The sequence below is a fragment of the Candidatus Binataceae bacterium genome, assembly GCA_036495685.1.
Lineage (GTDB): Bacteria > Desulfobacterota > Binatia > Binatales > Binataceae > JAFAHS01.
The window spans coordinates 1-11,547 of the sequence record DASXMJ010000195.1; the positions used below are offsets into that span (position 1 = coordinate 1).

Below are 11,547 nucleotides of genomic sequence, written 5' to 3' on the forward strand. Positions count from 1 at the left end.
CAACTACCTGGCGCTCCATCGCTTCCTGTATCGGGTCACTCGCGTGTGGCGCTATTGGCTCAGTCGCCGCTCGCAGCGGGCCTCCATCTCGTGGGACAAAATGGTCAGCTTGCTGCAGCATTACCCGTTGCCGCAGCCGCGCATCCGTTCTGCCCCGGTCACGTAGCGAAACCGTGCGCTGAGGAGCCGGAGCCTCGGGGAGTGATCCCCGAGGCGACCCGACCCCCAACCGGATACTGCGTGAGATCACTGGATGGCACTCGTTCGAGTTCATCTGGATTCACGGACTCGTTCTCTCCCAGGGTCTTCGTTGATCTTGGTTAGTATCGAGTGACATGAACTAGTTTCGACGTTTCGGAGCGGGAATAGAATTCGTAATCAGCAGGTCGTCGGTTCGAATCCGACGGGTGGCTCCAAAAAACCAAATAATCGCTGTGAATTCTGAGCACATCCTGAAGGCCACCCCGTCGAACTGTCCGGATTGTCCGAGTTTGTCAAGTTTCAAGCCTGAAACATTCAGAAGCGCGCGGTCTCTGATACGATCTGAAAGACTCACTCAGTGGACTCGCAAGCGAACGCACGCCGCGAAAGCAGATCGGGCCGCTGGTTTTAGTCCTGATGGCACACGCACTACGCTGCCTGATCGAATCCCAATCGTAAGCTTCCGGATTGATCAAGCCGCGGTGGTGCGAGCGATGTTCCGGCGCCTCGGCTGATTATCCGGCACCGGCAGACCGCGACCTTTAAGCGCCGGACCGGGCCGAGCGCTCATCTCGCGTGCATCTATTTTCGATTTGCAGCACGGGCAGATGAGTTCCGGGGTAATCGCGTGGCCGCATGGCCGATGGATCAGCTGCACTGGCGCTCCCGCGCGTCCCGCCATCCAGCGATCGCCCCACCGGGTCATGGTGGCCATCAGCGGATAGAGATCGAGCCCTTTTTCCGTAAGCCGATACTCGAATCGAGGCGGGCGCTTTTCGTAGGCGACGCGGCGGAGGATTCCATCGAGCACCAGTTTGCGCAGGCGGTCAGACAGACGATGGGTTGTCAGCTGCAAATCCTGCTGGATCGCATCGAACCTGCGGATGCCGAGGAACACGTCGCGTATGATCAGCATCGTCCAGCGGTCGCCGACCACCGACAGCGTTCGGGCGACCGAGCAAGTCATGGTGTCGATTTGTTTCCAGCGCATCTGTCCCTAAGCGTTTTGCAGCCCCAGATACAATACTAAGTTCCAAAGTAGAAGTTAGTCAACATCGTTTCCGGCGGATGCAGGAAAAATCTTTCATACCGGGCCGATCGGCTCGAGAACCACCACCGGAATCTGCCGCGAACTGATTCGCTTCTGGTAGTCGTCGTAGGGTGGATACATCTCCGCCATCTTCTTCCAGCCGCGCGTTCGTTCATCGCCGCTCGCCGTTCGTGCTCGGGCACGCATACGCTTCGAGCCGACTCGGATCTCGCGCTCGGATTCGCCCTCAGATTCACGTACCAGCCCGAATGCGTCGGCGCGCCGCCCTTCGAACCGATGACGACGCACTTCCCATCCATCTCCTGGTAGAGGAGGCGCAGCGGCCGCAGCTTCCCGCTATTCGCGCCGCGCGCGATCAGGAGCAGTGTCGGCAGCGGCCCAGGTCCGCCGCCGATGGTCGAGTCCGACATGCGGGCTTTGTCGGGATCGGAGAGATAGAGCTCCACGTGATCCTTGATCCACTTCGGCATTGCTTTCGGCAACTTCTCGAACTCTTCTTTCTCGCTCATGATGATCTCCGTTCTTATTCGAGATCAAATGTTTAGTTCTCCCTAGCTATCGATCACTTCGCGGTCGCCCGCTCGATCTTTTCCATGTACGGGACAACGTCGGGAGCGAAAGCTGGATGCTTCGATAGTCTAGCGAAGTGAGCAATAGCATGTGGAAATAGCTGATCGAGTTTCTCACTCAGAATCGGCTCCAGTCCTCGCGTCTTCAGATCTCGTGCACGCGGCTTCTCGTTGTTGAACAGCGCGAACTCGGCCACGAAGCACACGTCGGCCAGGGTCAGGCGATCGCCTACGATGAACTTCCGACCCTTCGATAATGCGCCATCGATTCCGTTCATATAGGTCGCGAAGGCATCGCGGGTTGGACCATAAATCTCCTCGGACAAGGATCCGCTGCCAAGCGCCAGCAAATAGATCTGTGAATCTCGCGCGAATACGAGACTCGCATCGAGAAAGCTGTCGATGCGTGAGGCTTCGTATGGATCTTTTCCATATAGGCCGAGCTTGTCGCCAGCCAGTCTCGCGACTGCGCGCATGATGCTGTTGGATTCGAAGATTCCGACTTTGCCATCGGGGCTGAATGCGGCCGGGACGGTGCCAAACGGATGGGCTTCGAGAAAGGCGGCGGTCTTATGGAGTTTACCCTGGAACCCGGCGTGACCGCGCACCTCGCTCGCTTCCGTACCCTCCGCTGCCGATAGCGGACGCGCATCAAAATCCCATAGCCACGACTGAAGCTCTTTGGGCGCGGCTCCGCGCACATCGAGATCGACGCCGGCCAGTCTGGCCACGATGGTTGCCTTCCAGATTCTCGGATTCGGCAGGTAGGAAAAAATTCGCAGCTGACTCATATGGTTCACCACGTTTCCCGGAAGCAGATTCGGTGACGGCTTGCGTCGATTTCGATTTGCTCAGTGATTCCACCATGGACGATCGGAGAACGCTCGCAAGTCGATCTCGTGCGTCCACGTGGATCGGTGTTGTTGCGCCAGGTGGACATAGGTCTCCGCGATATGCGTGGGAAGCATGAGTCCATCATGTTCGTTGCCACGCGTTTCTCTCAGCTGTTGGAACTTTTCCGGCCCCAGCATTTTTCCAAAAGTGTCGGGCGCATCCACGGCGCCGTCGATCAGGATATGTACGACGTGGATTCCCTTCGATGCGAACTCCGCGTTGAGGGTCTGGCAGAGCATTCGCCGTCCTCCCATCGCAGCCGCATGCGAATGCTGACCGGCGTTTCCACGCATCGCCGCGGTCGATGAGGTCACGAGGATGGTTCCTTTGCCGCGAGCTTCCATCAGCAGGCATACGGCCGACGCGAGGCGAAACAGACCAAACGTCCCGAGACGCCAGCCTGTTTCAAAAGCCTTGAGCGACGTGTCCTTCAGTGCCCTATCGCCAATCTGGGCGCCCAAGTTGTAAACGACGACTTCGATGGGACCGATGTTGGCCTCGATGGCGGCGATCCGCTCTTCGATAGAGTTTGGCTCGACGGCATTGAGGATAAATCCTGTTGCAGAATGCCCATCGTTTTTGATCGCGTCCACCAATCGATTCAATCCTTCCAGGTCGCTACGCCGACACAGACATGCGTGATAACCCTCTTGCGCGAAGCGTCGAGCGACGTTTCCACCGATGCCCGCACCGGCGCCTATCACCAAACAAACAGGTTTCATGTTCGATCTCTCCTCGAATTAAGCGCACGCAAATTGGTTCACGTGGCTGTGACCAGGACTCTTGACACGATAGTAGGTTCCAAAATAGAAGTTAGTCAAGTGCATTCCAAAATGGAAATCATAAGTCGGCGGAGAAAAATGATGAGTAAGGTACGTTTCGAAAGGTCCGATGCTCTCGGCTTGCTCACTCTGGCAAATCCACCGCTAAATCTCTTCGACCAGGAACTAGTCGAAGACCTGCGAACGGCAGTGAATCAAGCCAAGCAGCTTCAGCTCAGAGCGCTGCTCGTGCGCGCCGATGGCAAAGTATTCTCCGGCGGCGCCGATGTCGCGACTTTCAAGGACAAGACCGCGAACGATGCGCGCGAGCGCTTCACCAGCCATCTGCGAACGATCGCTGACCTCGAAGAATTGCCGTTTCCGACGATCGCTGCAGTGCAGGGAGTATGCATGGCGGCGGGACTCGAGCTCGCACTCGCGTGCGATTTGATTTGGGCGGCGTCCTCGGCACGCTTCGGACAGGTCGAGGCTTCGATTGGAACGACCACGCTGCTGGGCGGTGTTCAACGACTGGCTGAGCGCGCGGGACCCGCTCGCGCACGCGAAATCATTTACGGGGCCGACCAATACGACGCTGCCAGCTTCGAGCGATGGAACATCGTCAATAGAGTTGTTCCGGACGAAAACCTTGAGCCGCAGACTCGAGCCTTTGCCGAGCGACTCGCCAGTGGCCCGACTCTCGCCTACGCAGCCGGCAAGAAGATCGTGCGAGCATATCTCGAGAGAGGCATCCGTGCTGCCGATGCCCTGGTTGAGGAGATCGCTCCTGCGCTGTTTGAGACGGCTGATATGCGCGCAGGCGTTGCCGCCCTGCTCGAGCATGGACTTCGCGAGTTTCGTAAGAAGGTGGTTTTCCACGGTCGTTAGAGATGATCAAATTCGCAAGTCTCGCATTCTGCTCGCCGCACTAACGATCGATAGGAGCATGAAACATTGACTCAATCCGACGTCACTCAACCCTCCGTGGAAGACGTTGCACTCATTGTTGGGGGCGGCCCCGGCATCAGCTCGAGTTGCGCCCGACTGTTTGCGAAGAACGGCATGCGTGTGGGCATCGCAGCCAGGGACCCGGACAAATCGGTACTCCAGAATCTTGAGAAGACCCACGGCGTACGCCGATACGCATGCGATGCGAGCGAACCAGCCGCCGTAGAACTGCTGTTCCAGCATGTTGTTCGAGACCTTGGGGTACCTACGCTGGTCGTGCACAATATTGACGGCCGGGTTCCCGGCATTTTTCGTAAGGGAATTACGGAAGCTGACCCAGGCGTGGCACTCGACACGCTTCGGAACTCAGCGTTCAGTGCGTTTTTGGTGGGTCAGCAGGCAGCCCGACTCATGCGCGAGAACCAAGCCAACGCGAACGGCACGAAAGGAACGATTGTCTTCACCAACGCGAGCGCAGCGCTCAAAGGCTTCCCGTTGAGCGGTGCCTTTGCAATGGCGTGTCAGGCCAAGTCCGGACTCACAGAGAGCATGGCGAGAGAACTGATGCCGCAGGGTATCCATGTAGCAAATGTGCCGATTGATGCCGCGATTGGCTGGAAGCAGGAAGACGGTACCCGCGCGCATCGACTGGCGGGAACGAGCGTCGAGGACAACATGGCCGACCCGGACTACATCGCGGAAACCTATCTGCAACTGCATCGCCAGCATCGGTCGACTTGGGCGTTCGAGGTGGTGCTGCGACCGTGGGTCGAAAAATGGTAACTGGCGCTCGCGTCGGGCAGCAGAGTGATTACCAACCCTATTCAACAAGCTGACTTTGGCGCCATCCCAGCCGTTCCTGCGTTTGCACGCTCGAGGCCGGTTCACCCCCAGGTCTCGGTCATGGTCGATGCGAATGTCCGATTCACTTGCTTCTCTCTTGGGCGATCGCTTTCTATCGACGGGTGTGCACCTGGTCGAACGGCAGGCTCGCTTAAGGGTTGGGAGTTGCGCGCGCCATGCCCAAGCAGTCGCGCGAGGAGACCAAGCAAACAACCTCGATTGGAGTTTTGACGTGTTGCTGACGTTCTAAGCGTACGTCACCTAAGCCCCAGTCCCCGTTCACGATTAGGACTTGGCCCGTCGTGTAGCCCCCGCGCATCAGGTAAAGATATGCCTGCGCGACCTCCCCTGGCTCGGCCCCACGAGGAAGCAACTGGCGCTCGGTTTGCTGGCGGATTACCTCAAGGGAACGGGCCAGCCTCTCGTTGAGCACCAGGCCCGGGCAGACGGCGATTGACTCGGATCGGCGCCAGGTCGACCGCTAGCCCGCGGGCCAAGTGTTCGATCGCGCCGCCGAAGGCGGTACTTAGGGGGCGCCTTTCCGCGGCTTATGCGCCAGAACCCCATCGCTGAGGGTGAATGACCCGTTCGCCGATATCCGCCCCTGAGCATGCTTGATTGCCATCAGCGCGCCCCAGAACCTGATCTTCATCATAGCCTCGCTCGCCGAGCCGAAATCCATTTGTGCAATGGGGCTTGCTAACAGGTGGGGGCCCCAGTCCCCCGCCGTAAAGACGAGGTGAGCGAAGGCGCGCAGAAGCTCGAAGAAGGTGGCGACGCTGGCCTCGTCGCGGACGGCGACGACGCCGCCGCTTGCGCCTTGACCGAGACGCACTAAGGCTGCCTCGACATTGGCCGCGTTGCTGGAGCCGATTACCACCTGCGCGCCTTCGCCCAAGGCGCACTCGACCACGGCATACCCGGTGCCGGGGCTGCCGCCGATGATTGCGACACGTTGGCCATTCAGACTTGGAAGAGGCATAGTTGGCTCCTTGATGGATTGTTGGCGCTGAAAGACGTTTTTATGATCGTCAATCACCTTGAGCCGATCGTGCAGCAATCAAGAGCCGGAGCATGCACTTTTTCGGAGCCTCGTGATTGTTAAGTAAGTTCGGTGCGGCGGTAGGTCAGCAGGATTGCAGCCGCGAGCGGGACCGCTAGCCCGATCGGAATGAATAAAAAGTCGAATGCTCCATTGAGGCTTCCTGGCGAGGCCTTCGCCGTGAAAAGAATCAAGTTCAAAAGCACGTACGCGAAATAGGCGTAGCTGAGCAGCAGCGCGTATTTTTTCATTCGCCAGATTCCGGCTGCATAGGCCGCGAGGATCAAACCAAACAGCGGGCCGAGGATCGCGTTTTCGATTCCGCTAGTTCGAGTGCCAAGGAAAACAAAACCCGCGTGCCCGAGCCTCGCATGCTCTCCGATTGGTTTCAGAAAGTTCGAAATCGCGAGAAGACCGAATAAGAGCGCGAAAATGGTGAGCGCTGCTCCTCGACGATTTTTGTTCACCAGGTCTCTCCGAATGCTTCAAGTCCAGGTCTGCAGCTCATCGGTCTTTCGGAATGAGCGGCAGTAACAGGTACGAAGCCGGTGGGCCGCCTGTCAGGACCGTTTTCGTTCCGCCAAAGAGAAGGGGGTAGTGGTTCGCATCCGCAGGGTTGCCTGGACGAACGCCAGCCTCCGCGGCCGGAAGTTCGTAGTCCTTGGCCTGCACGATCCTGGCGTCGGTCGGATATTTCCAATCTTTGCCCTGGACGGTCAGGGCCAAGCGATAGCCTTGCGGCACGACGATGCTGGTCGGCCAAATCTCCACATCGGTCTCGTAAGGCTGCCCGGGCGTCAGCGGGCTCGGTCGCAAGATGCGAGTGGTAGGGTCGATTTTCGGTCGATCGCGTTGGATCTAGCGCGCGCCCGGAGACCGAGGTGGAACCGCTAACGCCTGTACCTAGGGTATTGACACAGATCATGAGTTTCCTATCTTCGTTCATTGGCCTGCGTTCGCGACTCGTTACGAACGAGATAAGTAGTTCAAGAACTAGGGTCTATGCTGGAAAATCTAGTGGGTACCGTTTGGGCACGCGCCACTGGCACTGCGGCCGTTGTGAATGGGCCGACCGTGTTCACCACGACTGCGAGATTGCGGGCTTAAGCTCCGCGACCGTCCCCTCGAACGTCTCGACGACAAGAGTCCGTGGCGCACCCGGAATCGTGTCCGCAAGTTCGCGCAGCCGCGCACTGTCCCGTGCTACGAGGACGGGCGCCAACTGCCTGCCAGCAAGCTCCCTGGCGACAGCGCTCCGACCCCGGCCCGTAGCTCCAAGGATCCAGATCTCCTTCGCCCTACTCACGGATGGATTTAGCTCGCAAAGTAGTTAGCGCTATCAATGTCGGCGAGGATTCCGGGCTCGACCGGCCTCCAGCCAAGCTGCTCGCGAGTCAGCGCGCACGACGCAGGCGCATCGAGGGCAAAGAACAGCGCCAGAAAACCTAGATACTCGGCCGCCTCGTTGTGCGACTTCGAGACTACCGGAACGCCGAGCCGGCGACCGATAACGTCTGCGATCTCGCGGGTCGGCACGCCCTCATCGCCGACCGCGTGCAACCTGCTGCTGGGAGGCGCGCTCTCTAGTGCCAGCCGGAACAAACGAGCCGTGTCGAGACGATGCACCGCTGGCCAGCGGCTCGCGCCATCTCCGACGTAAACGGCGACGCCGTGCTCGCTCGCGCTCGCAATGAGGTGCGGGACGAAGCCGTGATCGCCCTTGCCGTGGACCGATGGCGGAAGCCGCACGATCGAGGTGCGTACGCCGCGCGCGGCCAGCGCAATCATGGTCTCCTCCGAGCGGCCGCGCAGCCAGCCGGCGGGCGACGGATCGGCCTCGGTACTAAAGCGGCCCATCACGAGTCCCAACAATCCCGAGGCGATGACGAGAGGACGGCTGGACCCTTCGAGTGCGGCGCCGAGAGTTTCGATCGCGCTTGCGTCGGTACGCGCCGAGGCCTCGAACTGGGAAAAGTCGTGCTTGAACGCGAGGTGGATAACTCCGTCGGACTGCGCGGCGCCGGCGCGCAGACTAGCGAGATCGTCCAGTGAGCCGCGATGTACCTCCGCGCCCGCGGCCTCGAGAGCGCGAGCCGATTCATCCGAGCGAGCCAGGCCGACCACCTTATGGCCGGCTCCGAGCAGCTCGGGCACCACCGCAGAACCGATAAAGCCGGATGCGCCGGTAACGAATACGCGCATGGGAAGCCTCCTGATGTCAGAGTCTGACATCACTTGTACCATCTGATGTCAGTCACTGCAATCAGCTAATATGGAGCGCATGGGGCGATGGGAACCGAACGCGCGGGGGCGGCTCGAGCTGGCGGCGTGGGAACTCTTTCAGGAACGCGGCTACACCCAAACCACGGTGGAGGAGATCGCCGCGCGGGCGGGGCTGACGGAGCGAACCTTCTTCCGCTACTTCACCGACAAACGCGAGGTGTTGTTTTCGGGCTCGCGCGCCTTGCAGAAAGCCATCGTGGAAGCCATCGGCGAGGCTCCCCCAACTAGCGCACCCCTTGAGGCGGTTGCCGCCGGGCTTCAAGCCGCCGCCGGGGTACTCCAGCGAGGACGCGAATTCGCTCGGACACGCCAGACGCTGATTGCTGCTCACGCAGAACTTCAGGAACGTGAGCTGATCAAGCTCAGATCGCTCGCCTCGGCCGTTGCTGGCGCCTTGCGCATGCGTGGCATCGCCGAACCGGCGGCGAGCCTAACCGCAGAAGCGGGAATCGCGGTCTTCAAGGTCGCGTTCCAACGTTGGGTCGACGGCATCAAGCCTGGAGACTTCTCGCACCACATTCGAGCGTCGCTCGACGAACTCAAAGCGGTAACGACGAGCAAGGGTACCGCGTCGTCGACGTCGCGCGGTACGCGGGCGTCGAGACGCAAATCGCGTGGCTAGTGTGGTGTCCTGCAGATAACTCTATTAACCAATGGTTGATTGAGCACGCGAGGTCGTGGACCTATGGGTACACGTCCAGAAGGAAGAACACAATCCAGCAACCGCAAGTCGCCGTCAGTTCCGATCGTCCCTCGGCAGAAAGGCGAGGGGGACGCCCGTAGTGCGTGCGTCGCGTTCCCTCTGTCTCGCAGGGGTTTCCAATCACCGCGCTTCGGAGCAGGAGCCGCGCCCATCTGTGCGCCCAGAGCGGAGAGGGGCCGATGCGACTTCTGAATCCATCTGATATTTCATAAGTCCTCTTGACAACTCAATTGCTTTCGTTGGTTGTCTGATCCCGGACTTTGCAGCAATCTAAGCAGTTATGATCTTACCGTCCCAGTCTCCACCCGATGGAACGGAGGCATGTTCATGAATTAATTGCCATTTATCATCCCGCTTTTCAAAACAGTCTGTTTGCCGCACGGTCACAAGTTTGGTCGCGCCGTTCTTGAGTACGATCTTTACTTTTTGAACCGTACAAACGATCCCCATATTGCCGTTCAACATGACATCCATTTCGAGAATTTCAACTTTGCAGGAGTCAAAATTACTAAATACGCTGTCGAACATTCTTAGTGCCGGCTGAATGCCTTTCGAGGCAAAAGCAGGAATATCAAACCAAAGCGCATCTGCCGCCCAATGCCGTGTGCTTTGTACACCGGTCATGGACTCTGCCATTTCCTTAACGATGGAAATGATGACCTCCTTGTCCCTTTCTACGCTTTTTTGATTAGCAACCATTTTCGCCTCCCGTGTCTTCAATATTCATAACTTCACTTTGCCAAACTTTCGATCGATGCGTCCAACACATCTTTGTTATCGAACTGATGCCTGTATAGTATCGGTATGGAACTTCGACATTTGCGCTATTTCGTCGCCGTGGGAGAGGAGCAACACTATGGACGGGCCGCGCAGCGGCTTCGCGTGGCCCAGCCCGCGGTCTCCCGTCAGATTCAGGATCTGGAGGAAGAGGTCGATTTCAAGTTGTTTGACCGCCTTCCACGCGGCGTGAAACTTAGGCCGGCGGGAAAATCATTCCTGGAAGATGTGCGCCGCATTCTTCAGCAGGTCGATGAGGCGACGATGCGTGCCAAACGTGTGGCACGTGGCCAATCCGGTACTCTGCGGGTCGGGTTTATTGAGAGTGCATCCTAGCATGGTGTGGTTTCAGAGTCATTCCGGCAATTCCGGGAGCGGCAACCCGATGCGGAACTGCAACTCCATCCATTAAGCTCGTTGGAACAAATTGAGGCTGTTCGATCTGGTCGTCTGGATACGGGTTTTGTCTTCGAAATGCCGAAAACGGACCCTGATTTGAAACAGATGCAAGTCGATATTCACCATTTGGTACTGGCGGCGCCCAAGGGACATCCACTGACAAAAGTGAAAAGGCTACGACTAGGTGACATGACTAATACTTCCTTCGTCTCGTTCCCGAGAAGACAAAATCCGGCCTACTATGATCGCCTGATGCACGCGTGTTGTCGCGGTGGCCTAAGAGCGCCGCACATCGTTCAAGAAGCAGTGGATCAGGCAACATTGCTTAGCCTGGTATCGTGCGAGATCGGTGTGGGGTTTGTCAGCGACACTACGCGCTGGCGATGTCCTAAAACCGTGGCTTTGTTGCCGGTAACAAATTTGGATTTGCCTTTTCCTTCTACCCTCGTCTGGCGCAAAGACAACGTTTCCCGGTTGCTTGCGAGGTTCGTGGCTGATGTTCAGCAGTTAGGGCAAGTGGAAGAACAAGAAACTGGGTAACTCTTCCTTTCTCCCCCAGCAGTTCTCTTCTCAGGACCGCCGACCATTCGTTCCGCGCTTACCTCCGATACCTGCGCCGACCAGCGGAGTGACTCATGACGCCTGACGGACTCCATAGAGCTAGTGCAGCGAACGCCACTACCCAGAGCGGCGAGGAAGCGGAGATCGGAGACGGAGTTGGGTACGGCGGGGAGCCGCGGCGCGAAGTTTGCGGCCAATCGGTCTGCAGGCTTCGCCGCGGACACGCCGACCGCGAAAGGCTCCGAGCAGGAGCAAATTGCCGAGGAGGCCTTCACCTAAGGCTTTCCGATAATCATGAACTACGGGGTAATGTAACGAGTACGCCGTGGACACCAAGTCGGGCCAATACAAGGCGCCGTTTAATCAGATCTCCAACGAGGCGAAGGTTTTCACGCCGAAGGATACGGCAGTCATCACGCCTAACAGCGATACGCCGACTCCATCGCGTGGATGGACTTGCGGGCCGAGTCCCTCGTGCTCTGCGTGCCGCAGGTCGAGAAGGGCCGCATCTAGCC

At 58.5% G+C, this 11,547-nt stretch carries 14 protein-coding genes; 5 read left to right on the forward strand and 9 right to left on the reverse strand.

Annotation, left to right across the window (positions count from 1 at the left end; all coding sequences use genetic code 11):
- Positions 1 to 673 precede the first annotated feature (673 nt).
- The 4 genes from VGI36_18295 to VGI36_18310 are packed head-to-tail and all read right to left on the reverse strand — an operon-like array spanning position 674 to position 3,437.
- Complete coding sequence (locus VGI36_18295) at positions 674 to 1,192, reverse strand: helix-turn-helix domain-containing protein (protein HEY2487098.1); 519 nt, start codon at positions 1,190 to 1,192, stop codon at positions 674 to 676.
- A 35-nt stretch (positions 1,193 to 1,227) separates the two neighbouring features.
- Complete coding sequence (locus tag VGI36_18300) at positions 1,228 to 1,761, reverse strand: nitroreductase/quinone reductase family protein (GenBank protein HEY2487099.1); 534 nt, start codon at positions 1,759 to 1,761, stop codon at positions 1,228 to 1,230.
- 53 nt (positions 1,762 to 1,814) lie between these two features.
- Positions 1,815 to 2,612 carry a glutathione S-transferase family protein gene (locus VGI36_18305; protein ID HEY2487100.1) on the reverse strand — a complete coding sequence of 266 codons (798 nt, stop codon included), beginning with the start codon at positions 2,610 to 2,612 and terminating at the stop codon, positions 1,815 to 1,817.
- Positions 2,613 to 2,672: 60 nt separating this feature from the next.
- A complete protein-coding gene (locus tag VGI36_18310; GenBank protein ID HEY2487101.1) occupies positions 2,673 to 3,437 on the reverse strand; it encodes an SDR family NAD(P)-dependent oxidoreductase in 765 nt (254 codons plus the stop codon).
- A gap of 141 nt (positions 3,438 to 3,578) precedes the next feature.
- Here VGI36_18310 and VGI36_18315 point away from each other — a divergent pair, with 141 nt between their 5' ends.
- On the forward strand, positions 3,579 to 4,364 hold the full coding sequence (locus VGI36_18315; GenBank protein ID HEY2487102.1) for an enoyl-CoA hydratase/isomerase family protein: 786 nt from the start codon (positions 3,579 to 3,581) through the stop codon (positions 4,362 to 4,364).
- 66 nt (positions 4,365 to 4,430) lie between these two features.
- A complete protein-coding gene (locus VGI36_18320) occupies positions 4,431 to 5,207 on the forward strand; it encodes an SDR family oxidoreductase (GenBank protein HEY2487103.1) in 777 nt (258 codons plus the stop codon).
- Positions 5,208 to 5,793: 586 nt separating this feature from the next.
- Here VGI36_18320 and VGI36_18325 read toward each other — a convergent pair.
- The 4 genes from VGI36_18325 to VGI36_18340 all read right to left on the reverse strand — a co-directional run bounded on the left by VGI36_18325 (position 5,794) and on the right by VGI36_18340 (position 8,511).
- Positions 5,794 to 6,327, reverse strand: coding sequence for a hypothetical protein (locus VGI36_18325; protein ID HEY2487104.1), 534 nt, complete (start codon positions 6,325 to 6,327; stop codon positions 5,794 to 5,796).
- 41 nt (positions 6,328 to 6,368) lie between these two features.
- Entirely contained in the window at positions 6,369 to 6,776 is a 408-nt protein-coding gene (locus VGI36_18330; GenBank protein HEY2487105.1) for a hypothetical protein, read from the reverse strand.
- 37 nt (positions 6,777 to 6,813) lie between these two features.
- The gene (locus VGI36_18335; GenBank protein HEY2487106.1) at positions 6,814 to 7,125 is read right to left on the reverse strand and encodes a CocE/NonD family hydrolase C-terminal non-catalytic domain-containing protein; all 312 of its coding nucleotides are present in this window, start codon (positions 7,123 to 7,125) and stop codon (positions 6,814 to 6,816) included.
- Between the two features lie 498 nt (positions 7,126 to 7,623).
- A complete protein-coding gene (locus VGI36_18340; GenBank protein HEY2487107.1) occupies positions 7,624 to 8,511 on the reverse strand; it encodes an SDR family oxidoreductase in 888 nt (295 codons plus the stop codon).
- A 79-nt stretch (positions 8,512 to 8,590) separates the two neighbouring features.
- On the opposite strand from VGI36_18340, the gene VGI36_18345 reads away from it, so the two are divergent.
- Positions 8,591 to 9,214, forward strand: coding sequence for a TetR family transcriptional regulator (locus VGI36_18345; GenBank protein HEY2487108.1), 624 nt, complete (start codon positions 8,591 to 8,593; stop codon positions 9,212 to 9,214).
- Between the two features lie 351 nt (positions 9,215 to 9,565).
- Here the strand turns inward: VGI36_18345 and VGI36_18350 are convergent, their stop codons facing one another.
- A complete protein-coding gene (locus VGI36_18350) occupies positions 9,566 to 10,015 on the reverse strand; it encodes a nuclear transport factor 2 family protein (protein HEY2487109.1) in 450 nt (149 codons plus the stop codon).
- 84 nt (positions 10,016 to 10,099) lie between these two features.
- Here VGI36_18350 and VGI36_18355 point away from each other — a divergent pair, with 84 nt between their 5' ends.
- Together VGI36_18355 and VGI36_18360 are read left to right on the forward strand one after the other, a co-directional pair.
- The gene (locus VGI36_18355; protein ID HEY2487110.1) at positions 10,100 to 10,408 is read left to right on the forward strand and encodes a LysR family transcriptional regulator; all 309 of its coding nucleotides are present in this window, start codon (positions 10,100 to 10,102) and stop codon (positions 10,406 to 10,408) included.
- Positions 10,409 to 10,414: 6 nt separating this feature from the next.
- Positions 10,415 to 11,011 (forward strand): LysR family substrate-binding domain-containing protein, encoded by a 597-nt coding sequence (locus VGI36_18360; protein HEY2487111.1) that lies wholly within the window; start codon positions 10,415 to 10,417, stop codon positions 11,009 to 11,011.
- Positions 11,012 to 11,547 lie beyond the last annotated feature (536 nt).